This is a genomic window from Corynebacterium sp. MSK218, assembly GCF_030232655.1.
Classification (GTDB): Bacteria; Actinomycetota; Actinomycetes; order Mycobacteriales; family Mycobacteriaceae; genus Corynebacterium.
Genome location: NZ_JASPGN010000009.1, coordinates 1 through 24,437, shown reverse-complemented (window position 1 = coordinate 24,437; position 24,437 = coordinate 1). Strand labels below are relative to the sequence as shown.

The window sequence follows — 24,437 nt, the reverse complement described above, 5'->3', positions numbered from 1 at the left end:
GTTAGCCGGGGAACGGGGCATTGGGGCGGGCGTAGTAGACCCACACCAAGACTGTGGTGACGGCGAAGTACACCACGCAACCCCAGAAGAACGCGGCGGCCGGCATCATGGACAGCAGGACGCCCACGACGAAGGGACCGAAGGCGCCGATCGCCCCGGTCCAGCCAATGACGCCGCCAGCTTGGCGCGGCGGCAGGATCATAGGCATCTGCTTAAACGTTCCGGCGTTACCCAGACCGGTGAAGAAGAACATGATGAGCATTGAACCCAAGAACCACCAGAACTGATCCGGGCTGGAGGGATTCAGGAAGAGTGCGGCGACAGCCGTGAAAACGGTCATTCCCGCACAACCAATGAAGGTCCAGATCGCGCCGCCGAACCTATCGCACAGCGGGCCCCAGAGAGCGCGTACGAGCGCACCAATGAGTGGGCCGAGGAATGCAAAGGCTGCTCCCTTAGGGAGGTTGTCATAAGAACCGGCGAACTGGGAGTCCGCGCCGAAAGTCTGGTTGATGAGGAGCGCCATCTGGGCGGCGAATCCGGAGAAAGCACCGAAAGTCATGAGATACACCACGGTGAGAATCCAGGTGTTCTTGTTGCCGAAGATGTCTATCTGCTGACGGAAGTTGGCTTTGACCGGCACGTCCTTAAGAACCATCCACGCGACGACGGCGCCGACGAGTGCCCAGGGAACGAGGAAGATGGCAGGGTTGTGGACGAAGATTTCGCCGGCGTCAGTGCGCTGCGGAGCGACAAAGCCGATACCCAGCAGGGTGAATCCCATGAGCCACGGTGCCACGAGCTGGATGAACGAGATGCCGAAGTTACCGATTCCTGCCTGGATGCCCAGGGCGGTGCCGGACATGCGCTTGGGAAAGAAGTAACCGGTGGAGGGCATGAATCCGGAGAACACACCGCCACCGATGCCGGAGAGGAAGGAGAGGGTGAGCAGCCACCAGTACGGGGTAGAGGTGTTCTGCACTGCAAAGAACCAGCCCAACATGGGGATGATGAAGAGCAGCGAGGAGAGGCTGACTAGTTTTCGGGTGCCGATCATTGCCGGCAGGAACATAAAAAGCAGTCGGAAAAGTCCGCAAGATAGACCTGCGATGGAGGTTAACCAGTAGAGCTGCGATTTAGTGAGATCAAAACCAATTTGGTTTAGCATCGGCGCGATGGCGGACACCAAGTACCAAGTGGCAAAACCGATGATCAAGACGAATGTGGATACCCACAGTGTGCGCCAGGCAATTTTAGAATCCCAGCGAGCTGGATCCTCTGGATCCCAGCCCTGGATGACCTTTCCTGTGGTGTTGAGAGCTGACATGATGCCTCTCTTGGTTGAAGTGAGCCTGTAACTGCCAAAATACCCGAGATTCTCCGTTAATATGGCATTTAACAAGAAGAATGTCGTGGAAAATAAAGGCACAAAAATGTTGCGAAATTCGTTGTCGTTCGGATTTCTGCGGAGCGGATGTGTGTGGATTCCAGCTTCTGCGATTCTCAACTACTGGAGGAAGAAACATGACGCCATGGACGACGTCCATTATCGTCGCCTCGGACCGCGTACTATGCGGGGAGAAAGCCAATAACGCTGGAGTTCGCGCACAGGAGCTAGCGGAGGAATTCGGCTGCGCGGTGGTGAGCACCACGGTGGTGGCGGAGAGCTTTGAAGCAATCGATGAGGCATTAAGAGCCGCGTTGGAGTCAGGTGCACGGGTGGTAATCGTTATCGGTGCTACTGGCACTCACGTCGGCAACGTCACACCGGAGGTTACAGAGCGCTACGTGCGCGTGCGCCTACATGGTGTGGAAACCCAAGTGCTCATGGAGGGGCTGAAAAATTCGCCTAAGGCCGGGCTGTGCCGAGGGATCATCGGCCTTGACCGCCACGGCGGAAACCTCATCATTAATAGTGCTTCCTCCCGCGGTGCGGTGGAGGATACCCTCGGTGTGGTCCTGCCATTGCTGCCGGATATTCTCGGCAGTTGCGGTAGCGGTGGCACTAAGCCGAGCCAGTGATTCTTTGCTCATAGGCCCGCAATTCCTGCGGGGTGTCGTAATCGCGGATTTCCTCGCCCACTTGGACTATCGCTATCGAGTCCGCGGCGCGGAGGAGGGAACGTGCGGAGCGATTGTGCACTCCGCCCAGGCGCGACAATGCGCCCCCCAGGGCGTCGACGCGCCACACCGCGCATAGTGGTTGAATCTGTTTTCCCGTGGCAGCAACTGCGACTGAATGCTCGCCGAGCCCGTCGATCAGTTTCGGGATGGCCAATGGGGACTCCGGTGCATCGACGGCCACAACCGCAACGAGATCGCGCTGCCCGTGCGTAGCTGAATTCTTCGCTGCGAGGAAGCGATAGCCAGCCGCGATGCCTGCGGCGGGCCCACCATAGAGCGGAGATTCGCAGACCTGGGGGCTGCCCAGCCAGTGCGGAGACACCACCACACTGGGAGTGCCATAAGGCAGGTAGCTGTGCAACCGGTCGAGCAAGCGCTGCCCGCCAACCCGGATGCTGGCCTTGTCCGCTCCGCCCATGCGGCTGCCGCGACCGCCGGCAACAATGATGGCGGCAAAAGGCGCAGTGCTGGCTAACATGTGGGCAACTCGCGGGACCAGTCGCCCGAACGCCCACCGGATTTGGCGGTGATGCCACAGCGGCGGATGTACGCGGAGCGGTCGACGCCCTTGACCATGTCAATGATGGATAGTGCTGCCACATTTACCGCGGTCAAGGCCTCCATTTCCACGCCGGTGCGGTCGGCCGTGCGCACGGTAGCCTCGATGAAGACGTGATCCTCGGCCAGTGCGATGTTGAGCTCACAGCCATGCACTCCGATGGTGTGGGCCAGGGGAAGGAGATCCGGGACCTTCTTAGCTGCGGAAATGCCGGCTACGCGTGCCACTGCAAGGACATCGCCCTTCGGGACGGTGCCATCGCGCAACGCGCCAAGAACCTCTGGGGAGCAGGCCACTTCTCCTTGCGCGGTGGCGGAACGCACCGTGGGCTGTTTCTCCGTGACATCGACCATGTAGGCCGAGCCGGATTCATTAAGGTGGGTGAACTTCACTGATCATTCTCCTTGTTAGAATAGGTATACCGTTAAGCTGTCTTGTACGTCTTCACCAGCATTAACCGCCGCGAAGCCGTGCGTACCTGACAATGAGGCGACGAGGTGACTGCCCACTGTGCGGTGGCTAAAAGGTACGGCCACAGGTGTAGGTCCTCGAAAGTCCAAGCGCACAGGTATCAGCGTGGTTTTGGCCGGCGCAGCCGGCGGGAATTCCGTCGCATCAATTGTGGCGTTCACATGGGGGCGCTGCCAGGAGGACTCGGGGCGTGGATGTCCAGCTAACACAGCGAGAGCCTGACTGACATAAAGGTGAAAAGACATATACGCCGCCACCGGATTTCCCGGCAAGCTCAGCACCGGCGTGCCCTTCCACATGGCCTGCCCCTGGGGAGCGCCAGGCTTGTGAGCCACGTGCCCGAACCAAGCGCCCTGGTTCTGGCCTAGGGTTTCATGCACGACGTCGAAGGCCCCTGCGGAAACACCGCCGGTGGTGACAAGGAGATCACAGTTCTCAGCGAGAACATCTAATTTCAAAGCAAGCTCAGCCGCGTCGTCGCTGCTGTGAAGGGTGGCAACGACATCTGCGCCGGCCTGGTGCGCGAGCGCGCTGAGCATGGGGCCATTGGAATCAGGAATGCGTGTTCCGGACTCCGCTGATGCAGTGAGGTCATCGTGCATCTGCCCGCTGAGCTCGGCTCCGGTAGAAATAATCCCAACGCGCGGGCGCAGATACACACTGACGCGTGATACCTCAGCGGAGAGTAGGGCGGCGAGCGTTCCGGCGTCGACAAGCTCGCCAGCGCGCGCAATGACCTCCCCTTGGGCTATGTGCTCACCACGGGACCGGATGTGGCGGCGATGCGGAGCCTCCGCAATAGTGACCTGTTGTGGCACGGGTTGCGGTCCCGGTGGGGTAGTGGTCAATTCGACCGGCACCACACAGAGAGCGGAGTGCTCCTCAGGTACTGGTCCACCAGTCATGATGCGCACAGCCTGGCCGGGGGATGGCTCGAGCGGAGTACTGCCGGCGGGGACATCGCCAACCACTGGAAGCGTCCACGGCCCCGGACCATCCTCGAGGCTGGAGGCGTGGATGAGAAAGCCGTCCATTGCGGAGTTGCTAAACGGCGGTAGAGGAATCTTCGCGCGAACATCCTGCGCCAACACCAGACCCACGATGGAGACATCGACGTCACGCTCCTGACTTCGCAGGGGCGATGAGCTGATAACAAGTTCAAGTACCGCGGCGAAGTGCTCCTCCAGTGTGCGGGCGTTGCTCTGGCCGGAGGCCCTACGCGGGGAGGTGAAAGGTTCAGATGAATGGGAAGAATTCAGCACGTCAATAGCCTAACAGCGGGATTAAAAGGAACCTTGTAGCGCTTATCCGCCGATTGCAGACATAGGGCGGTCTGGCTGCAAGAACCCTTCGTCGTTAACGCCATGGCCAGGAAGCTTGGCCCACATCTCCTTGGCCCACGCGTGAGCCAATTCGGAATCACTAGCTCCAGAGCGCATGAGATCCCGCAGTGAGGTTTCCGAATTGCCAAAGAGGCAATTGCGCACAGCGCCGTCGGTGGTCAGCCGGGTCCGATCACAGCTGCCACAGAAAGGGTGCGTCACGGAAGCGATGACTCCGATGCGCCCAGAGGGAGTGTCTGCGTCGAGTCCGGTAGCCTCCCACAGTGCAGCTGGGGCGGAACCACGCTGCTCGGATGCAGGCTGCAACTCAAAAACCTCAGCAAGGCGGGCGAGGATATCATCAGCGGTCACCATCTGTTCCCGATCCCATTGATCGCGCGGCCCTAATGGCATCTGCTCGATGAAGCGTAGCTGCGCGCCTCGCTCGAGGCAGTAGCGCGCCAAGGGGACGATGTCCTCTTCATTTACTCCGGGCATAACTACGGCATTAACTTTGACCGTGCCCAGACGCCCCTCGCGGTGGGCGGCTGTGGCGGCTTCGATGGCAGCGAAGACATCGCCCAGCCTGTCGCGCCGGGTGAGCCGGGCATAAAGCTCAGGATCAATAGTGTCTAGGGAGATATTGACGCGGTCCAGCCCCGCCTCAATGAGGCCGTCCAGGCGGCGGGGGAGTCCCAAACCATTGGTTGTCAGTGCGGTGGCGGGGGCTAACTTCTCGTCTGTCCGTAGCTGCGTCGTGGCGGCGATAATCTTCTCGAGCGACTTGCGCAGCAAAGGTTCGCCGCCGGTAAAACGCACCTGGCGGATGCCCAGCTGAGTCACGGCAATCCGGATGAGGCGGATAGTCTCGTCGTCGCTGAGGGTCTGTTCCGTGGCCATCCACTCGAGGCCCTCGGCTGGCATGCAATACGTGCAACGCAGATTACATCGATCCGTCAGCGAGACACGAAGGTCGCGTGCTTGACGTCCGTAACGGTCGAGCAAGTCGCGGCGGCCATCGTTTAAGGCAGGCGGCAGGTCCGGAGGCCTTGCGTTGGCCCCGCCGCGGGGGATTCCGCGCGGGGAGGGCGTAGGCAGGAAGACGCGATCAGACATTAACCACACTTTAGCCGGAGTAAAAGCAGATCTATAGTCGCTCGGCCTCTTTATTGTGGTGCGCCCTCTTCGGCGTCTAAGCGCTGTGACTCGCCCGGCCCCTTGAGACGGATGATGTTGTAGTCACCTTCAGCCAGGTGAGCACGCAGGTCCTTCTTATCGAACTTGCCCACGGAGGTCTTATCGATGGATTTCACAAAGGTCCAGTACTCCGGAAGCATCCAGGAGGGCAGCTCTGAGCGCATAGCATCGCGCAGACGCTCGGCGGTCTCAATGGTGGGGGAAATCCCCGCTGCCAACACTGTGACGGCAAGTGGGCGCTCGACCCATTGCTTATCCGGGTAGCCAATAACGGCGCATTCGAGCACCAACGGGTTGGCCATGATGAGGTTTTCTAGCTGTACTGAATAGATCCACTCGCCACCGGAGCGGATGACGTCACGGGCGCGGTCCTCCACGGTAAGGAAGCCATCCTCGTTGACGTAGCCGACGTCACCGGTGCGCAGCCATCCATCCGCAGTGAACTTGGACTCGGCATCCTCCACGTCCTTGCCGCGGAACTCGTGGGCGGCACCGCCGTCTTCGGAGGTGGGCGAGTGATAGTAGGAACCAGTAACGAGGTTGCCGCGCACCTGAATCTCGCCGGCGTTGCGGTCGGTGGTGTTGACCACATGCCCGTCATTGACCACGCGGTACTGCAGGGAGGCAGGGAAGCGGCCCTGGGAGATGCGGTAGGCCCAGCGCGCCTCGCCGGAAGCACCTGAAGGCGGGCGCGCAACGGTTCCGACGGTGGTAGTCTCCGCCATGCCCCAGACGTGCACCACGTCGACACCGTAGCGCTCCTCCCACATCTTGATGAGCTGTGGTGGCACAGGCGAGCCACCGGCAAAAATTTCGGTGAGCGTCATGCGCTCCGGCGGGTTCTTGAGGTAGTGCACAAAGAGCTGAATCCAAATGGTGGGCACGCCATGCGCTACGCGCGGGGAGGTTGCGGCGATGATTTTGGCCAGGGTGGCGGGGGAGACGTCGGCGTCGGGAAGCACCAGCGGCGTGCCCGTCATCCACGCCGCAAAAGGAACGCCCCAGCTCAGCACGTGATAGATGGGAATACAGCAGAGGAAGGTCTCTCCATGTGTCACGCACAGCGAATCGGAAGCACGCAGCTGCATGCCCTCGAGATACAGCGCGCGGTGCGAGTAGAGCACGCCTTTGGGCGCGCCGGTGGTACCGGTGGAATAACACAGGGCGGCCGCGGTGTGCTCATCCAAGGTGGGCCAGTCATAGACCGTCGAGCGGCCATCGAGCAGCTCCTCGTAGCTGTAGACCTCGATGCCCTGGGGCATGGGAACAGTGAGCTTATCGACGTCCGTAAAGACCACCGCACGCACACACTCCACGCCCTTGAGGACATCCGCAAGCTGCTGGCCAAGGCGCCCATCGGCGACAATAACTTGTACTTCCGCATGGTTGACGATGTGCCGAATCTGGTCATTCATCAGCTGCTTGTTGAGCGGGGTAAAGACCGCGCCTTTGCAGGCGGTGCCAAAGAGGACCTCGAGGTGCTCCGCACAATTCCATAGCAATGACCCCACGCGTTCATCGCCGGTAACCCCGAGAGTGTCATGAAGCGCATGAGCGAAAGCTGCGGCACGTGCCCCAATATCGGCGAAGGTGGTTTCCTCGCGCTCATTGCCCGGATCGTCACTATGCCACGTGATGACCTGAGTTTGGCCGTGGACGGAGGAACCGTACTCCAGGATGCGCGTCAGGGACAGGGGGATATCCTGCATGGTGGAGAGCATGCGTACCACTTTAGCCGTGTCAGTGTGAGCGCGGTGGAAGGATGCGGTATAGTTATCCGCGACTGGCGGGGAGGCCTTCCCCGCACCTTCCGAGCATCCTCCACGGTGCGCACTCGTGAGACTGTGCACGACGGTGAAGGGGAGTAGAGATACGCTCGCAGTCGCCTCTTAAAACATCTCCCATCAGTGACCCACGGCTTTAGTTCTTTTCCGCGCCGCGGGGGCGCGTCTACGAGGGGAGAGCCACACAAACCCACCGCCCACGGGGATCGCGGTTGCGTGAACTCGCTGGTGGCGGCGGACCACTTCAATTACACACTGGCTTCCAACGCCCCACGCGTGGGCTGTACCGCTTGATTGCGGCCTGGCCATGTTGGTGCTCGTTGGTGAAGCGACGAAAGGATATCCGTGAGCGATACGGACAAGACCGCAGCACAGGACTTGGCGTCCCTGAAGCTGCCGGAACTGCGCAAGCTTGCAGCGGAACGCGGACTCCGCGGCGTCTCCGGACTGCGCAAGGGGGACCTCATTACTGCTCTGACCACCGGCCAGGTTCCGGTGCGTGCCGCGAAGGCAGCGGCAAAGGCTGCCGACGCCCCCAAGGCAGAGGACAAGACCGAGGAGAAGGCCTCCACTCCGCGCCGCGCCGCGCGCAAGGCCTCCCGCCCGGCTGGTTCCGCCGAGGAGAAGAGCCACGATGCCCAGAAGGGCGCCAATAGTAACCCTGAGCAGGGCTCCGACCAGGGCGCTGAGCAGGGTGATAACAACGCGGACAAGGGTGGCAAGAACGACGAGCAGCGCTATGAATCGCGCTCCCAGGCCCGCCGCGCTCGCCGCAACCGTGCCCGCCGCCAGGAGCGTGAGGCGCGCGAAGAGGCTAAGGCTTCCGGTCACGATGACCACAATAACGGTGGCCAAAACAACAGTGGCCAGGACAAGGGCAACTCTGGCAACCAGGGCGGCAAGAACGACGCCAACCACGACGGCCAGGGCAAGTCGGAGGACAACCAGGGCCGAAACGACAATGGTGGCGGCAACAATAATGGTGGTAACAATAACGGCGGCAACAACCGCCGTGATAACAACAACCGCCACGATGACGACAACAACCATGGTGGTGGCGGACGTCGCAACCGTCGTAACCGCCGCAACCGCCGCGGCCGTGACCGCGATGGCGGCAGCAATGGTGGCAATGACTTGCAGATCCGCGAGGGCGATGAGGTGCAGGTCGTTGGCGGCATCCTGGAGGTCGTAGACAACAACGTGGCCTTCCTGCGCACCACGGGTTACCGCGCAGCGAGCTCCGATGTCTTTGTCAACAACAACCTCGTGCGCCGCTTGGGCCTGCGCTCCGGCGATGCGCTGACCGGCAAGGTCAAGGTTTCTGGCCCGACCCACACCCACGGCAACGGCCGCAACCGCCGCAAGTACAACCAGCTGGTGGAGGTCGATACCGTTAATGGTCTCGATCCGTCGAGCGCCAAAGAGCGTCCGGACTTCGCCAAGCTCACCCCGCTCTACCCGAATCAGCGTCTGCGCCTGGAAACGGACCCGAAGATCCTCACGACCCGTGTCATTGACCTCATCATGCCGATTGGTAAGGGTCAGCGTGCGCTCATCGTCTCCCCGCCGAAGGCCGGTAAGACGACGATTCTGCAGAACATCGCTAATGCGATTGCCACGAACAATCCGGAGTGCTACCTCATGGTTGTCCTCGTGGACGAGCGTCCTGAAGAGGTCACCGACATGCAGCGCAGCGTCAACGGTGAGGTCATTGCCTCTACCTTTGACCGCCCGCCGTCAGAGCACACCTCCGTGGCAGAGCTGGCCATCGAGCGCGCCAAGCGCTTGGTGGAGCAGGGCAAGGATGTCGTCGTCCTGCTCGACTCCATTACTCGCCTGGGCCGTGCCTACAACAACTCTTCGCCGGCCTCCGGCCGCATCCTTTCCGGCGGTGTGGACTCCAACGCCCTTTACCCGCCGAAGCGTTTCCTCGGTGCTGCCCGCAACATCGAAAACGGCGGTTCGCTGACCATCATCGCCACCGCGATGGTGGAGACCGGCTCCACCGGTGACACCGTCATCTTCGAGGAGTTCAAGGGCACCGGCAACGCCGAGCTCAAGCTTGACCGCGCCATCTCTGAGCGCCGCATCTTCCCGGCTGTGGACGTCAACCCGTCCGGCACCCGCAAGGACGAGCTCTTGCTCGTCCCGGAGGAAGCACGCATCATGACCAAGCTGCGGCGTATCCTCTCTGGTCTGGACTCCTTCGCCGCCATTGACTTGCTCATCAAGCAGCTCAAGAAGACCCGCTCCAACGGTGAGTTCCTCATGCAGGTGGCGTCCTCTGCGCCTATGGCAGCAGACACCGATGAGGAGGACTACAAGTAATGTCGAACCAGGTTTCCCTCGTTGACGATATTGTCTCCGAGTACCAGGGCATCGAAATGCAGATGGCTGATCCGGAGGTAGCCGGTGATCAGTCCCAGTTCCGCAAGCTGTCCAAGCGCTATGCCGAGCTGCGACCCATCGTCGCCGTGAACGACGAGCTGGTCCAGGCCCGACAGGACTTGGCCGATGCCAAGGAAATGGCCTACGAAGACCACGAGTTCCAGCCTGAGGTCGACCGCCTCGAGCCGCTCGTCGTGGAATTGGAAGAAAAGCTCGCTGACCTGCTCGCACCGCGCGATGAGCAGGACTCCGAGGACATCATTATGGAGATTAAGGCCGGTGCCGGTGGTGAAGAGGCAGCCCTCTTCGCCGGCGACCTGGCTCGCATGTACGAGCGCTTTGCCGACAAGGCCGGCTTCCAGTGGGAGGTCCTAGGCCTCAACGAGTCGGATCTGGGCGGCGTGAAGGACATGTCCATCTCCTTCAAGTCCAAGACCCCGTCCCGCGACGGTGCCTGGAGCGTGTTCAAGTTTGAGGGCGGCGTGCACCGCGTGCAGCGCATCCCGGTAACGGAGTCCCAGGGCCGCATCCAGACCTCGGCTGCCGGCGTTCTGGTCTACCCAGAGCCGGAAGAAGTCGAAGCAGTCAACATCGACGATAAGGATATCCGCGTCGACGTGTACCGTTCCTCCGGTAAGGGCGGTCAGGGTGTCAACACCACTGACTCCGCTGTGCGTATTACCCACCTGCCGACCGGCCTGGTGGTGACGTGTCAGAAGGAACGTTCCCAGATCCAGAACAAGGCGCGTGCCCTGCAGGTTCTGCAAGCTCGCCTCGACCAGATGGAACGCGAAGCCCGTGAGGCCGAAGCCGGCGAGCAGCGCGCCTCCCAGGTGCGCACCATGGACCGCTCCGAGCGCATCCGCACGTATAACTGGCCGGAGAACCGTATTACCGATCACCGCATTGGCTACAAGGCCAACAACCTAGACGCGGTGCTCAACGGCGATATGCACGAACTTATTGAGGCCCTCCAGGCCCAGGAGCGTGCTGAGCGCCTTGAGGCCGAGGGCTAGGGCATAAGGCTAGGACGACACACGGTGACGTTTCACACCTATCAGGAGGCGCTTCGCGATGCCGCGGGGCGCCTTCGCGCTGCCGGAGTCCCCTCACCCGAGTGGGACGCACGCCTGCTGGCCGCGCATCTCATCCACTGCGGTCACATGGATATCCCCATGGATCAAGCGCCCATCCCGGGTTTTGACGTGGCCTATGGGGCGCTGGTGGGGCGTCGTGAAGCGCGCGAGCCCCTCCAGTACATCCTGGGCCACGCGTGGTTCGGTCCGCTCGAGCTTGAGGTGGGACCTGGCGTGTTCATTCCGCGCCCAGAGACGGAGGTGCTTTCCGATTGGTGCGTGAGATTTCTTCAGAAAACTCACGCAGAGGAAAGTCGTGTCGTTGACCTGTGTACGGGGTCCGGGGCGCTGGCGCTCTACGTCGCGCACTATCTGCAGCGGGCACAGGTGTGGGGCGTGGAGCTTTCCGACGCCTCCCTGGCCTATGCCCAGCGCAACGCCGCACGTCACGCCCCTGAACTTCAGTTGGTTCAGGGTGATGTGACAGACCCACAGGTCCTTTCCGAGTTGGATGGCACCGTGGACTTCGTGCTTACGAATCCGCCCTACGTTCCCGAGACTCCGGACCTGGAGCCGGAGGTGTACCAGGACCCCCACGAGGCCGTCTTTGGTGGGGCGGACGGGATGGACACCATTACCGCCATGATTCCCACCATCGCGCGCCTATTGCGCCCAGGCGGGAGAGTAGGCCTTGAGCATGATGATGAGACCTCCCACAAGGTCCAGGAAGCATTCCGCGCGCATGGCGGATTCGAGCAGGTCGACATACTTCGTGACCTCACAGGTACCGCGCGGTTTGTGACGGCAGTGCGCGGAGTACAGTAGATTGGTCAAGGATTGGCCAACCAGCCGACGCACAATGAGCGTGGCATAAAGGAGAATCTCACCGATGCAGGGACAGATTTTTAACTGCGCGGATGCAGCCGAGCGCGAAGAAGGCATGGAGCTCGCAGTCAAGGCAGCTAAGTCTGGGCGTCTCGTGGTCATGCCTACCGATACCCTCTACGGGCTGGGCTGTGATGCCTTCGATAACGACGCGGTGGCCAGCCTCCTTGCCACCAAGCATCGAGGACCCGATATGCCGGTACCGGTGCTGGTGGGGTCGTGGGATACCGTTAAAGGCCTCGTGGCACGGTTGGATGACACAGCCCAGAACCTTATCGAGGCGTTCTGGCCTGGCGGGCTGTCGATCGTCGTCGAGCAGGCGCCGTCTCTGCCGTGGAACCTGGGGGATACGCGCGGCACGGTGATGCTGCGCATGCCGCTTCACCCCATCGCCATTGAGCTGCTGCGTGAGGTCGGCCCCATGGCTGTCTCCTCAGCGAATATCTCCGGCCACCAGCCACCAACGACCGCCATCGCTGCTAAGCAACAGCTGGGCAAAGCGGTGACGGTGTACCTCGATGGTGGGGAAGCAGAGATTGGCAAGCCCTCGACGATCATTGATCTCTCCGGTCCGCACCCCTATTTGCTGCGCGAGGGAGCGTTGACGGCCGAAGAGATCGCTGAAGTGATTGGTGTAACCCCAGAGTCCCTGCGCACCCGCCCGAGCGCACAGAGCTAAGGAGCGCGCACCGTGGCAGGAACAGGCGTGCCGCTGCGAGAATTGGCCTTGGTCATCTTCGTCGCGGCTGCATTTACGTATCTCAGCACTGGTCTGGTGCGTACTTTTCTCGTGCGCACGGGCCGGGTGGCGGAGATTCGCCTGCGCGATAGCCACTCGCAACCCACCCCGCAGTTGGGCGGCGTGGCTATGTTTACTGGCTTTGCTGCGGCAGTCTATCTTGCAGGCCAGCTTCCAGCCTTGACTCGTGGCTTTATGCCCGTGACTCCTGAGATGAATGCCGTGCTCTGGTCGGCTGCGGCCATTGTGCTGGTGGGCGTGGTCGATGATCTGATTGAGCTGAGCGCGATAGTCAAACTGGTGGGCCAGCTTGTCGCCGCTGCACTCATGAGCGGTTTAGGCCTGACGTGGACATTGCTCTTCCTGCCATTTGGTGATGGAACCACGGTTATCCTCGACCAAGTCCAGAGCACACTCTTGACTGTGTTCTTTACGGTGCTGCTCATCAACGCCATCAATTTCGTCGATGGTCTCGACGGTTTGGCTGCGGGCCTTGGCATGATTGCTGGTGGCGCCATTCTCGTCTTCTCGCTCACGGTACTGCATGACCAAGGCGGGGCAGTCTCGGCCTATCCGCCGGCGATTATTGCTGCCGCACTCGTGGGAATGTGTGCCGGCTTCTTGCCGCATAACTTCGAGCCCTCACGCATCTTTATGGGCGATAGCGGTGCGATGCTCATTGGCTTGCTGCTGGCGGCTGCATCCACCTCGGCTTCGGGCAAAATCAACATGTCGCTGTACGGAACGGTGGACATGGTGGCACTCATGTCACCGGTGATCGTGGTCATCGCGGCGGTCTTTATTCCAGTCCTGGACCTTGTCTGGGCGGTTATTCGCCGCGTTTCCCAGGGGCGCTCGCCTTTCGCGGCGGACAAGGCGCATATCCACCACCGCTTGCTGTCATTGGGGCATACGCACCGCCGGACGGTGCTCGTGCTCTACTTGTGGGTCTCAGCGGTGGGGTTTGGTGCGGTGTCCTTTTCCATCGTTCCCGCGCCCGTGGCAGCGGCACTAGCCGTGCTTGCCCTTGTCGTCGCCTTCGTGGTGACCCTCATCCCGCTGCGCCAGGGCAAGATTGGGCGCAAGTCTCGTCCCACGAGCGTGGTGCTCGAATTGGATCCCTCCTGAGGTAGGGTAAGGGGCTGTGACTGAATCAACGAGCTCTGACCAGCTATCGCCCTACGACGATCATCGCCGCCCGCTGAAACGCGCACTGCGCTTGGGTGCGATGGGGCTCGTGGTGGTGACCATCGCCTCCCTCGCCATTTGGGGCGGAGTGCGTGGCACGCCGGGCCTTCTGGGCGTGCTGGTTGGCGCAGCCATCGGCGGTGGTTTCGTGCTCTTTACGGCCGCTTCGGTGCTGCTGACTGCTCGTACGACGCCGTCCACGACCATGGCTGTGGTCCTTGGCGGATGGCTGCTCAAGGTGGTCATCCTCATTATGGTCCTGCTGCTCATTAAGGACTTGGAGTTCTACGACACTATGGCGCTTTTTGTCACCGTTCTTTGTGCATTGGCGGTCACCCTGGGAACTGAGGTATGGGGAGTCGTGACCTCCAACGTGACGTACGTGTCGTAACTCAGCCGGGGTATCACCCCGACCACCATGCTTGCCACCCTTACTGGATACCCTAGGAGGGTGGCTTTTGTATGTATTGATGTGGCATTGCTGACACTCGGAGTTACCCCCGTCAAGGTGGGCAAATAGGGGTATGTGACCAAGTCCACTGACTGGGGTTTTGGCAGAATGTAGGCGTTTTAGGTCTATCCGTGAGGGTGGGGTAGCGAGTTGCTTGAGGCACGGTGCCCCCACGTGCGAAAACTTGTCATCAAACTGATACCATTCACTTCGGGTTACCGCGGGTTAGTGTCATGCTAGCCCGATACAGTGCGGTTTATCCTTGTCTTGTTCACGCTGATGTGCGACGGAGTCCGTGATCAAGGCAAAGAGCTGAAGACGTCCATCGCACCACATAGCCTTCGACAAGCTGTGTGGCCCGAACACGGGAGAGAACGCTGAGCGTTACAACATTGGCCATGAAGGGTAGCTTTCACGCACCCGAACTGGATCCAGAACTTTTCCCGGGGCACGTAACCGATGACGGTGAAGTCGTCGACCTCTTGTTTGCTGACTTCGCCAACGGTTGGTTCGCTTTGGATCGCATCATGCTGGTTCGCCTGTTCATGGCAGCCATCCTGGTGCTCCTTTTTGTTGTCGCCTTTAAGAACCCCAAGCTGGTTCCTAAAGGATTGCAGAACGTAGGCGAGCATGCGATTGACTTCGTGCGAATTCACATCGCAGAAGACATCTTGGGCAAGAAGGAAGGACGCCGTTTCCTTCCGATTTTGGCCTCTATCTTCTTCGGCGTTTTGTTCTGGAACGTAGCAACTATTGTTCCGGGCCTGAACATCTCTCCGAACGCCCGTATTGGTATGCCGATCGTGTTGGCCATCGTGGCGTACATCGCCATGATCTACGCCGGCGCGAAGCGCTTCGGTTTCGGCAAGTTCGTCAAGTCCTCGGTGGTTATTCCTAACCTTCCGCCGTTGCTGCACGTTCTTGTTGTGCCGATTGAGGCATTCTCTACGTTCGTTATGCGTCCAGTCACGCTGGCACTTCGTCTGATGGCGAACTTCCTGGCTGGTCACCTCATTTTGGTCCTGTTGTACTCGGCAACGAACTTCTTCTTCTTCCAGTTCAACGCCTGGACCGCATTGAGTGGCCTGACGCTGGTCGCAGCGGTTCTGTTCACGATTTACGAGATTATCGTCATCTTCCTGCAGGCATACATCTTTGCCCTGCTGACGGCGGTATACATCGAATTGTCGCTGCATGCAGACTCGCACTAACAACAACGCGAACCTCGCGGTTAACTAAATATCCCCAGAATCCATCCTCACTGCTTCCTGCGGAACAGTCCGCGGGAGAAACATTGAAAGGGAACGACTTTCATCATGAACGAAATCATTCTTGCTCAGGACGCTGCTGAGTCCACCCTCAAGGGCCTCGGCGCCATCGGCTACGGCATCGCAACCATCGGCCCGGGTCTGGGCATCGGTATCCTCGTCGGCAAGACCGTCGAGGGCATGGCTCGTCAGCCGGAGATGGCTGGTCAGCTGCGTACCACCATGTTCCTGGGTATCGCCTTCGTTGAGGCCCTCGCCCTCATCGGCCTCGTTGCAGGCTTCCTGTTCTAAAGAGCGCTTTACACAAGTAAATCGAACTTTAAGAACGGAGCCCCATGAACAACGTCATTTACTACCTTGCAGCGGAAGGAAGTGAGCACCTGCCGCTGGAGAGCGGCAACTCCATCCTTTCGCCCAAGATGTACGACTTGGTCTGGTCTCTCATTCCGTTCGCCGTCATCCTGCTGATTTTCTGGAAGTTTGTCCTTCCGGCATACAGCAAGATGTTGCAGGAGCGTGAAGACCGGATCGAGGGTGGCCTTAAGCGTGCGGAGGCTCAGCAGGCCGAAGCAAAGGCCGCTTTGGAAAAGTACAACGCTCAGCTCGCTGACGCTCGAGCAGAGGCTGCTGAGATCCGTGAGCAGGCGCGTGAGCGCGGCAAGCTGATCGAGGCAGAGGCTAAGGAAGCTGCAGAAGAAGAGTCTCGTCGCATTCTTGCCGCTGGCGAGAAGCAGCTGGAAGCTTCCCGCGCACAGGTCGTGTCTGAGCTGCGTTCCGACATCGGACAGAACTCCATCAACTTGGCAGAGAAGCTTCTCGGCGGCGAACTTTCCGACGCCACGAAGCAGTCCTCCACCATTGATAGCTTCCTGTCCGAGCTCGACACTGTGGCACCGGCCGGAAAGTAGGCAACGATGAAGGCAGCTAGCCGCGAAGCACTCGCTACCGTTGAGTCCAAGCTGGATGGTTTTCTTTCCGGCGACAACTCGGTAGCTACTGCTACCCAGGCAGGCCAGGACCTCTTCGAGGTTGTCCGCGTCCTCGACGGTGACCGCGAACTGCGCGTTGCCCTGACCGATGATGCGGCCTCCTCTGAGGATCGTAAGTCCTTGGTCCAGAAGCTTTTCGGCGGCAAGATTTCCCCGGTAGCACAGCAGGTGCTCGAGGAAGCCGCCGCCGCACAGTGGTCCTCCCCGCGTGATATTGCCCGTGGCCTCGTGAAGCTTGGCCGCCGCGCTCTTCTGCGTGGCGCTGAGTCCGAGGGCAAGCTGGGCCAGGTAGAAGACGAGCTCTTCTCCCTGTCGCGCGTGCTGGACCGCGAAGGCGAACTGACCCAGCTGCTTTCAGACCGTACTGCGACGTCCGACCGCAAGGTTGGACTGCTGGCAAGCGTGCTCTACGGCAAGGTCACTATGGTCACTGAGGCGCTCGCGCTGCAGGCCATTGGCCGCCCGGAGCAGAACCCGATTGATGATATTGCCGCACTGGCAGACTCCGCAGCCGAGCTGCAGGGCCGCTCCATTGCGCGCGTGACGTCGGCGGGTGAGCTAAACGATAGCCAGCGGGCAGCACTCGCTGAAAAGCTGGGCAAAATTTATGGTCGTGCGATGTCCATCCACTCTGAGGTTGACACCAGCCTCCTCGGTGGTATGACCATCCGCGTTGGCGACGAAGTCATTGATGGTTCGACGGCAGGCAAGATTTCCCGCCTTCGTGCTGTCATGGCATAAGCCGAAACGACAGAAACGATTAAGTAATTGCTGGAAGATACTACCGAGAGCAGGAAGAACATGGCGGAGCTGACGATCTCCTCCGACGAGATCCGTAGCGCGATTGCGAACTACACCTCGAGCTACTCCGCGGAGGCCTCCCGTGAGGAGGTCGGCGTGGTCATTTCGGCAGCTGACGGTATTGCGCAGGTTTCGGGCCTGCCGTCCGTCATGGCGAATGAGCTGCTCGAGTTCCCAGGCGGCGTCATCGGCGTCGCTCAGAACCTTGACACCAACTCCATCGGTGTCGTGGTCTTGGGCAACTTCGAGTCCCTTAAGGAAGGCGACGAGGTCAAGAGGACCGGCGAAGTCCTCTCCATCCCTGTGGGCGAGGAATTCCTCGGCCGCGTTATCAACCCACTGGGCCAGCCGATTGACGGCATGGGCCCGATCACCGCTGAAGAGGACCGCGTCCTCGAGCTGCAGGCACCGTCCGTGCTGCAGCGTCAGCCGGTGGAAGAGCCGATGCAGACCGGCATCAAGGCAATTGACGCCATGACCCCGATTGGTCGTGGTCAGCGTCAGTTGATCATTGGTGACCGTAAGACGGGTAAGACCGCCGTCTGTATCGACACCATCCTGAACCAGAAGGCTAACTGGGAGTCTGGCGACAAGAACAAGCAGGTCCGCTGCATCTACGTCGCCATCGGCCAGAAGGGCTCCACCATTGCTGGTGTGCGCCACACCCTGGAGCAGCACGGTGCACTGGAGTACACCACCATCGTGGCTGCTCCGGCATCCGACGCCGCCGGCTTCAAGTGGCTGGCACCGTTCTCCGGTGCAGCTCTGGGTCAGCACTGGATGTACCAGGGCAACCACGTCCTGATCATTTACGATGATCTGACCAAGCAGGCCGAGGCCTACCGTGCGATTTCCCTTCTGCTGCGCCGCCCGCCGGGCCGCGAGGCATACCCGGGTGACGTCTTCTACCTCCACTCCCGTCTGCTGGAGCGCGCAGCAAAGCTCTCCGACGACATGGGTGCAGGTTCCATGACCGCACTGCCGATCATTGAGACGAAGGCGAACGACGTCTCCGCCTTCATTCCGACCAACGTGATTTCTATTACCGACGGCCAGGTCTTCTTGGAGTCCGACCTGTTCAACCAGGGCGTCCGTCCGGCAATTAACGTCGGTGTGTCCGTCTCCCGTGTCGGTGGTGCAGCACAGACCAAGGGTATGAAGAAGGTTGCCGGTAACCTCCGTCTTGAGCTGGCTGCCTACCGTGACCTGCAGGCCTTCGCTGCCTTCGCGTCCGACCTTGACTCTGCCTCCAAGGCTCAGCTGGAGCGCGGTGAGCGCCTCGTTGAGCTGCTGAAGCAGTCCGAGTCCTCTCCGCAGCCTGTCGAGTACCAGATGGTTTCCATCTTCCTCGCAGACCAGGGCATCTTCGACGTCGTTCCCGTCGAGGACGTACGCCGCTTCGAGAAGGAGCTGCACGATCACCTCAACTCTGCAACCCCGCAGGTGTTCGAGCAGATTCAGGGCGGCACCGCTCTGACCGACGAGTCCAAGGATGCGCTTGTTGCCGCAGCCAAGGACTTCACCCCGTCCTTCCGCACCTCTGAGGGCCACAACCTCGGCACTGAGGCTCCGGTGGATCCGCTCGACGCTGAAGAAATCAACAAGTCCGAGCTCAACGTCTCCCGCAAGACGGCCAAGTAGAGTCCGCACACTCTAAGAAGTAACCGTCTAGAAAAAGAAGGGAGGAGCGAAAACCATGGCTAATCTTCGTGAACTGCGTGACCGCATCAGGTCCGTCAATTCCACTAAGAAGATCACCAAGGCACAGGAGCTCATTGCTACCTCGCGCATTACCAAGGCACAGGCCAGGGTCGAGGCGTCGCAGCCTTATGCGCACGAGCTGTCAAACGTGTTGAACAAGCTCGCCGCGCACACAAACCTGGATCACCCGATGCTCCGTGAGCGTGAAGATGGCAAGGTTGCCGCAATCCTCGTGGTCTCCTCTGACCGCGGTATGTGCGGTGGCTACAACAACAACGTCTTCAAGAAGGCGGCCGAGCTTGAAGCATTGCTGAAGAGCGAGGGCTTCGAGACCGTCCGCTACGTCACGGGTAACAAGGGCGTTGGCTTCTACAAGTTCCGTGAAGCCGAGGTCGCAGGCAGTTGGACTGGATTCTCACAGGATCCGACCTGGGAGGCGACGCACGACGTGCGCCACCACATCATCGACGGCTTTATCGCCGGTTCGAAGGGCCAGGCTAAGACCCGCGCGGGAATCAATCTCGAGGGCGAGACCGTCCGCGGCTTCGACCAAGTGCACGTTGTGTACACCGAGTTCGAGTCCATGCTGACCCAGACGGCGCGTGTGCAGCAGCTGCTGCCGGTGGTACCGGTTATTGAGGAAGAGGACTTCAACATGGGTGAGTCCGCGCTTTCCGACGCCTCGTCGGCCAATCAGGTCACCCCTGATTACGACTTCGAGCCGGATGCGGACACCCTCATGGAAGCACTGCTCCCGCAGTACGTGTCCCGCCTCCTGTTTGCGATGTTCTTGGAGTCCTCGGCCTCCGAGTCCGCCGCACGCCGTACCGCAATGAAGTCTGCAACTGATAACGCTACCGAGCTGGTCAAGGACCTCTCCCGCGTTGCCAACCAGGCACGTCAGGCGCAGATTACCCAAGAAATCACAGAGATCGTCGGTGGCGCTGGGGCGCTCGCCGAAAGCGCAGAAAGTGACTAGATTATGACTACAGCTCTGCAAGAGCAGAACACACAGTCGTCGGCTACTGCCGGCCGTGTGGTGCGTGTCATCGGTCCGGTCGTCGACGTGGAGTTTCCGCGTGGCGGGCTGCCGGCACTGTACAACGCACTGACCGTCGAGGTGACCCTCGAGGCTGTTGCAAAGACCGTCACCCTTGAGGTCGCTCAGCACCTCGGTGACAACCTCGTCCGTGCCGTGTCCATGGCTCCGACCGACGGCCTCGTCCGCGGTGCAGCCGTAACCGACACTGGCAAGCCGATTTCCGTCCCCGTGGGCGATGTGGTCAAGGGCCACGTCTTCAACGCCCTCGGTGACTGCCTCGACCAGCCGGGTCTGGGCCGCGATGGCGAGCAGTGGGGCATCCACCGCGAGCCGCCGGCATTCGACCAGCTGGAGGGTAAGACCGAAATCCTCGAGACCGGTATTAAGGTCATTGACCTTCTCACCCCGTACGTCAAGGGCGGCAAGATTGGCCTCTTTGGTGGTGCAGGTGTGGGTAAGACCGTTCTTATCCAGGAGATGATTACTCGTATCGCACGCGAGTTCTCCGGTACCTCCGTCTTCGCCGGCGTCGGCGAGCGCACCCGTGAGGGCACCGACCTCTTCCTCGAGATGGAAGAGATGGGCGTACTCCAGGACACCGCCCTCGTGTTCGGCCAGATGGATGAGCCGCCAGGAGTTCGTATGCGCGTGGCTCTGTCCGGTCTGACCATGGCGGAGTACTTCCGCGATGTCCAAAACCAGGACGTGCTGCTGTTCATCGACAACATCTTCCGTTTCACCCAGGCAGGTTCTGAGGTGTCCACGCTGCTCGGCCGTATGCCGTCTGCTGTGGGTTACCAGCCGACCTTGGCTGATGAGATGGGTGTGTTGCAGGAGCGTATTACCTCCACCAAGGGTAAGTCCATTACCTCCCTGCAGGCCGTCTACGTGCCGGCCGATGACTACACTGACCCGGCTCCGGCCACCACCTTCGCCCACCTCGATGCCACCACCGAGCTGGACCGTTCCATTGCTTCTAAGGGTATTTACCCGGCAGTGAACCCGCTGACCTCTACCTCTCGTATTCTGGAGCCGTCCATCGTGGGCGAGCGCCACTACGAGGTGGCACAGCGTGTCATCGGTATCCTGCAGAAGAACAAGGAACTCCAGGACATCATCGCCATCCTTGGTATGGACGAGCTGTCTGAGGAGGACAAGGTCACCGTTCAGCGAGCACGTCGTATCGAGCGCTTCCTGGGCCAGAACTTCTTCGTCGCAGAGAAGTTCACCGGCCTGCCGGGCTCCTACGTGCCGCTGGCTGACACCATCGACGCTTTCGAGCGCATCTGCAACGGCGAATTCGACCACTACCCAGAGCAGGCCTTCAACGGCCTGGGTGGCCTGGACGACGTCGAGGCTGCGTACAAGAAGCTGAGCGAGAAGAAGTAGGGAGAGGCACATGGCTGACATCACCGCCGAATTGGTTTCCGTCGAGCGCCTGCTGTGGACCGGCAAGGCCACCATGGTGACGGCTGAGACCACCGAGGGTGAGATCGGCGTGCTTCCTGGCCACGAGCCTATGGTTGGTCAGCTGATCAACAATGGCGTCGTGACCATCCACCCAGCGGACGGCGAGCGCCGCGTCGCTGCCGTCCAGGGTGGCTTCCTCTCCGTATCCGAGAACAAGATCACCGTCCTCGCGGATTGGGCCATCTGGGCCCGCGAGGTCGATGAGGCCCAGGCTCAGGAAGACCTGAAATCTGAGGATGAGTTGACGAGGTCCCGCGGCGACGCTGCATTGCGCGCCGTGCGCCGCTTCAACAGCTAACGGATTAGCGGAGAGGGGAGAGAACGGGCAGCAATGACCGCCCTTCCCACTCTGGCTTGAAAAGAACCCCCTGCACTTCCTTTCACGAGGAGGAGCAGGGGGTTTCGCCTTACCCACACAAACTGGCATTGCAATGTTGCTAGGCGGTACAATCGTTGAAACATATCGCCTTGCCGTAAAGGAACGTGTGCCATGAATTTTCAGGTGTTACAGGGGCTGCTTTTCGTCCTTCTCCTGATTGTTCTGGCTGTCATCATTCTTGCCGCAGTGCGCTTTTTTACACTGCGCTCGCGCGGCACCACGGTGCTCCTGCGCGTTTTGCCGGCCAAAGATTCCCATTCGTGGCGTCATGGTTTGGTGCGCTACAACGGCGAATACATGGAGTATTTCAAGCTTCGCTCTGTTCTTCCCCGCGCCAATATGCGGTTCAATCGCCTCGACATCACCTTGAACGGAATCCGTTCGCTGGATGATGACGAGGCTTCTTTTATGCCCGCTAGCGACCAGGTTATGGGGATCAGCGTCCATGGCAAGGACTATGAGATTGCTTCCGATGCGCACGGCATCATGGCCCTAAATGCCTGGGTGGAAGCAGCACCGTCGAAGCGCAAGGAGAAGCTGAACTATCATCAGATGCGCCAGCGTGCCAGCCGCTTTCCAAAGAAGTAGGCTGCACCCGTTAGGGTAGAGGGCATGCGTGTAGTCATCGCCCGTTGCTCTGTAGATTACGTCGGCCGCCTCGACGCCCACTTGCCTATGGCGGACCGACTCATCCTTATTAAGGCCGATGGTTCGGTGTCTGTGCATGCGGATGACCGTGCTTACAAGCCGTTGAACTGGATGACTCCTCCGTGCACCTTTGAGGAGTCGGAGATTACGGATATCGATGGCGAGGACACCGGCGAGAAGTTGTGGTTGGTGGAGAACCCTAAAGGCGAACAGCTCCGTATCACCATCGCAGAGGTGCACCAAGACATCGCTATGGACTTGGGCGAAGACCCAGGCTTGGTCAAGGACGGTGTCGAAGCACACCTGCAAGAGCTTCTGGCGGAACACATCGAAACGCTAGGGGAGAAGTACTCGCTTGTCCGCCGCGAGTATCCCACGGCGATTGGTCCGGTGGACATTATGGCGAAGAACTCCCAGAACGAGTTCGTGGCTGTCGAAGTCAAGCGCCGCGGTGGTATCGATGGCGTCGAGCAGCTGACGCGTTACCTGGAATTGCTTAACCGCGATGACCTGCTGGCGCCGGTCCATGGTGTGTTTGCGGCGCAGGAAATCAAGCCGCAGGCCCGTACTTTGGCTGAAGACCGCGGGATTCGCTGCGTGGTGCTGGACTACCAGGAGCTGCGCGGTATCGAGTCCAACGAGCTGCGTCTGTTTTAATGCCACGCCGAAACCGAAGAATCCGGGAGGAACCTCGCTTCTTGCCGCGGGATGGCGGCGCGTTGCTCGGTTCGCAGACCGTTGCTGGGCCGAGTTGGATGAATGGTGAGCCCTTCATCATGCGGCACATCGGCAGTTCGGCTGCGCAGAAGTTTTATGTGTGCCCCGGCTGCAACCAAAACATTCCGCCCGGGGTTGCGCACATTGTGGCGTGGCCGCGCGATAGCGGTAGGCAAGGCGATGACCGCCGGCACTGGCACCGCCACTGTTGGGAGCGGCGGTAGACTAGCGGGCATGATTGTTGCCTTTTCTGTAGCCCCGACCATCGTGGGTGATGAGAGCGCCGAGATGTCGGACGCCGTGGCGGAGGCCGTGCGCGTGGTTCGTGCATCCGGCCTACCCAACGAGACCAATGCCATGTTTACCCTCATTGAAGGCGAGTGGGACGAAGTCTTTGCGGTGATTAAAGAGGCCACCGATGCCGTCCGTAAAGTCTCGCCGCGCACGAGCCTGGTTATTAAGGCCGATATTCGCGAAGGTGTCACCGGGCAGATAACCCAAAAAGTAGAATCCGTTAACCGTTACCTGGAGGAGAATCAGTGACCGGACCATACGTTGGAGGCGCCCTCGATTTGGGAGCCATTAAGCAGCAGGCAGAAGCTAAGGCGAAAGCACAGGAGCAGGGATCCACTGGTGTCCCCGCAGGAATTCAGCCCTTCTTTGAGGTCACGGAGCAAAACTTTGAGAATGACCTTGTGCGTCGCTCCGCTGAGGTACCGGTCATCGCGCTTATCGGTTCCCCGCGTTCGCCAGCCTCGGAGCAGTTGAAGAAAGACTTCGAGGAGATGGCCGCGGCAGGCGGCTTAAAGTTCATCGTGGGCTACATCAACGCTGATGTAGTGCCGCAAGTCGCCCAGGTCTTCGGTGTGCAGAACCTGCCTACCACCGTGGCGATTGCCGCCGGCCAGCCGGTCACCAACTTTGAAGGCAGCCAGCCACGGGAGAACCTGGAGCAGTGGGTAGCGGCGATCGTCGAGAAGCTCGGCCCCCAGCTGCGCGGCCTGCAGGATACTGGTGCTGAGCAACCCCAGGAGGAGGCATCCGACCCGCGCCTGCTCGTGGCAGAGGACGCGCTGAATGCCGGCGATTTCGACGCCGCTATCGCTGCTTACGATGAGGTGCTTGCCGCCGAGCCTGACAATGCCGAAATCAAGCAGGCGCGTGCCACCACCGTGGTGCTCAAGCGGCTTAAGGCATCCGCGAAGGATGGCGACCCCATTGCGGAAGCTGAGGATAAT

General features: G+C 60.4%; 26 protein-coding genes. 20 read left to right on the top strand and 6 right to left on the bottom strand.

Annotation, left to right across the window (positions count from 1 at the left end):
- Position 1: 1 nt before the first annotated feature.
- Positions 2-1,327: a nitrate/nitrite transporter gene (locus QP922_RS08560; protein WP_284808913.1), complete on the bottom strand. Its 1,326-nt coding sequence runs from the start codon at positions 1,325-1,327 to the stop codon at positions 2-4.
- A 197-nt stretch (positions 1,328-1,524) separates the two neighbouring features.
- On the opposite strand from QP922_RS08560, the gene QP922_RS08555 reads away from it, so the two are divergent.
- Complete coding sequence (locus QP922_RS08555) at positions 1,525-2,022, top strand: molybdopterin-binding protein (RefSeq protein WP_284808911.1); 498 nt, start codon at positions 1,525-1,527, stop codon at positions 2,020-2,022.
- Here QP922_RS08555 and mobA read toward each other — a convergent pair.
- Genes mobA through QP922_RS08530 form a run of 5 tightly spaced genes read right to left on the bottom strand, consistent with a single transcriptional unit; the run spans position 2,006 to position 7,394 of the window.
- Complete coding sequence (mobA, locus tag QP922_RS08550; protein WP_284808909.1) at positions 2,006-2,602, bottom strand: molybdenum cofactor guanylyltransferase; 597 nt, start codon at positions 2,600-2,602, stop codon at positions 2,006-2,008. The two genes, QP922_RS08555 and mobA, sit on opposite strands and share 17 nt — an antisense overlap.
- Positions 2,596-3,075, bottom strand: coding sequence for a cyclic pyranopterin monophosphate synthase MoaC (gene moaC, locus QP922_RS08545; RefSeq protein ID WP_284808908.1), 480 nt, complete (start codon positions 3,073-3,075; stop codon positions 2,596-2,598). Before moaC ends, mobA begins: the two co-directional genes overlap by 7 nt.
- Positions 3,076-3,090: 15 nt before the next feature.
- Positions 3,091-4,416: a molybdopterin molybdotransferase MoeA gene (locus tag QP922_RS08540; RefSeq protein ID WP_284808907.1), complete on the bottom strand. Its 1,326-nt coding sequence runs from the start codon at positions 4,414-4,416 to the stop codon at positions 3,091-3,093.
- A 42-nt stretch (positions 4,417-4,458) separates the two neighbouring features.
- Positions 4,459-5,592, bottom strand: coding sequence for a GTP 3',8-cyclase MoaA (gene moaA / locus QP922_RS08535; RefSeq protein ID WP_284808906.1), 1,134 nt, complete (start codon positions 5,590-5,592; stop codon positions 4,459-4,461).
- 50 nt (positions 5,593-5,642) lie between these two features.
- Positions 5,643-7,394 (bottom strand): long-chain fatty-acid--CoA ligase, encoded by a 1,752-nt coding sequence (locus QP922_RS08530; RefSeq protein WP_284808905.1) that lies wholly within the window; start codon positions 7,392-7,394, stop codon positions 5,643-5,645.
- Between the two features lie 408 nt (positions 7,395-7,802).
- Between QP922_RS08530 and rho the strand changes: the two genes are divergently transcribed.
- The 19 genes from rho to QP922_RS08435 form a co-directional block, all read left to right on the top strand.
- Positions 7,803-9,785, top strand: a complete 1,983-nt coding sequence (rho, locus tag QP922_RS08525; RefSeq protein ID WP_284808904.1) for a transcription termination factor Rho — start codon at positions 7,803-7,805, stop codon at positions 9,783-9,785.
- Positions 9,785-10,861, top strand: coding sequence for a peptide chain release factor 1 (gene prfA / locus QP922_RS08520; protein ID WP_039674978.1), 1,077 nt, complete (start codon positions 9,785-9,787; stop codon positions 10,859-10,861). Before rho ends, prfA begins: the two co-directional genes overlap by 1 nt.
- Before the next feature lie 24 nt (positions 10,862-10,885).
- The gene (gene prmC / locus QP922_RS08515) at positions 10,886-11,746 is read left to right on the top strand and encodes a peptide chain release factor N(5)-glutamine methyltransferase (protein ID WP_284808903.1); all 861 of its coding nucleotides are present in this window, start codon (positions 10,886-10,888) and stop codon (positions 11,744-11,746) included.
- A 64-nt stretch (positions 11,747-11,810) separates the two neighbouring features.
- Positions 11,811-12,485 carry an L-threonylcarbamoyladenylate synthase gene (locus QP922_RS08510; RefSeq protein WP_284808902.1) on the top strand — a complete coding sequence of 225 codons (675 nt, stop codon included), beginning with the start codon at positions 11,811-11,813 and terminating at the stop codon, positions 12,483-12,485.
- Between the two features lie 12 nt (positions 12,486-12,497).
- Complete coding sequence (locus QP922_RS08505) at positions 12,498-13,673, top strand: MraY family glycosyltransferase (RefSeq protein ID WP_284808900.1); 1,176 nt, start codon at positions 12,498-12,500, stop codon at positions 13,671-13,673.
- Positions 13,674-13,689: 16 nt separating this feature from the next.
- A complete protein-coding gene (locus QP922_RS08500; protein WP_284808899.1) occupies positions 13,690-14,124 on the top strand; it encodes a Cg1360 family ATP-synthase-associated protein in 435 nt (144 codons plus the stop codon).
- A 458-nt stretch (positions 14,125-14,582) separates the two neighbouring features.
- Positions 14,583-15,395, top strand: a complete 813-nt coding sequence (gene atpB / locus QP922_RS08495) for a F0F1 ATP synthase subunit A (protein WP_284808897.1) — start codon at positions 14,583-14,585, stop codon at positions 15,393-15,395.
- A gap of 105 nt (positions 15,396-15,500) precedes the next feature.
- Positions 15,501-15,743 (top strand): ATP synthase F0 subunit C, encoded by a 243-nt coding sequence (locus tag QP922_RS08490; protein WP_042530472.1) that lies wholly within the window; start codon positions 15,501-15,503, stop codon positions 15,741-15,743.
- Between the two features lie 44 nt (positions 15,744-15,787).
- A complete protein-coding gene (locus QP922_RS08485) occupies positions 15,788-16,360 on the top strand; it encodes a F0F1 ATP synthase subunit B (RefSeq protein ID WP_039674991.1) in 573 nt (190 codons plus the stop codon).
- Positions 16,361-16,366: 6 nt separating this feature from the next.
- Positions 16,367-17,182 (top strand): F0F1 ATP synthase subunit delta, encoded by an 816-nt coding sequence (locus QP922_RS08480; protein ID WP_284808894.1) that lies wholly within the window; start codon positions 16,367-16,369, stop codon positions 17,180-17,182.
- Positions 17,183-17,242: 60 nt separating this feature from the next.
- Positions 17,243-18,883, top strand: coding sequence for a F0F1 ATP synthase subunit alpha (gene atpA, locus QP922_RS08475; protein WP_070672478.1), 1,641 nt, complete (start codon positions 17,243-17,245; stop codon positions 18,881-18,883).
- A 55-nt stretch (positions 18,884-18,938) separates the two neighbouring features.
- Entirely contained in the window at positions 18,939-19,922 is a 984-nt protein-coding gene (locus QP922_RS08470) for a F0F1 ATP synthase subunit gamma (protein WP_284808891.1), read from the top strand.
- A gap of 3 nt (positions 19,923-19,925) precedes the next feature.
- Positions 19,926-21,374 (top strand): F0F1 ATP synthase subunit beta, encoded by a 1,449-nt coding sequence (gene atpD / locus QP922_RS08465; RefSeq protein ID WP_039674999.1) that lies wholly within the window; start codon positions 19,926-19,928, stop codon positions 21,372-21,374.
- A 10-nt stretch (positions 21,375-21,384) separates the two neighbouring features.
- The gene (locus QP922_RS08460) at positions 21,385-21,753 is read left to right on the top strand and encodes a F0F1 ATP synthase subunit epsilon (RefSeq protein WP_284808888.1); all 369 of its coding nucleotides are present in this window, start codon (positions 21,385-21,387) and stop codon (positions 21,751-21,753) included.
- A gap of 192 nt (positions 21,754-21,945) precedes the next feature.
- Positions 21,946-22,422: a DUF2550 domain-containing protein gene (locus QP922_RS08455; RefSeq protein ID WP_284808886.1), complete on the top strand. Its 477-nt coding sequence runs from the start codon at positions 21,946-21,948 to the stop codon at positions 22,420-22,422.
- 24 nt (positions 22,423-22,446) lie between these two features.
- On the top strand, positions 22,447-23,139 hold the full coding sequence (nucS, locus tag QP922_RS08450) for an endonuclease NucS (protein ID WP_284808884.1): 693 nt from the start codon (positions 22,447-22,449) through the stop codon (positions 23,137-23,139).
- The gene (locus QP922_RS08445; RefSeq protein WP_284808883.1) at positions 23,139-23,423 is read left to right on the top strand and encodes an Rv1322 family protein; all 285 of its coding nucleotides are present in this window, start codon (positions 23,139-23,141) and stop codon (positions 23,421-23,423) included. The genes nucS and QP922_RS08445 overlap by 1 nt, the downstream gene beginning before the upstream one ends.
- Positions 23,424-23,433: 10 nt before the next feature.
- Positions 23,434-23,742, top strand: coding sequence for an MTH1187 family thiamine-binding protein (locus QP922_RS08440; RefSeq protein ID WP_070672463.1), 309 nt, complete (start codon positions 23,434-23,436; stop codon positions 23,740-23,742).
- Positions 23,739-24,437 (top strand): thioredoxin domain-containing protein (locus tag QP922_RS08435; RefSeq protein WP_284808881.1); only part of this gene is annotated, 699 nt, incomplete at its 3' end. The genes QP922_RS08440 and QP922_RS08435, both read left to right, overlap by 4 nt.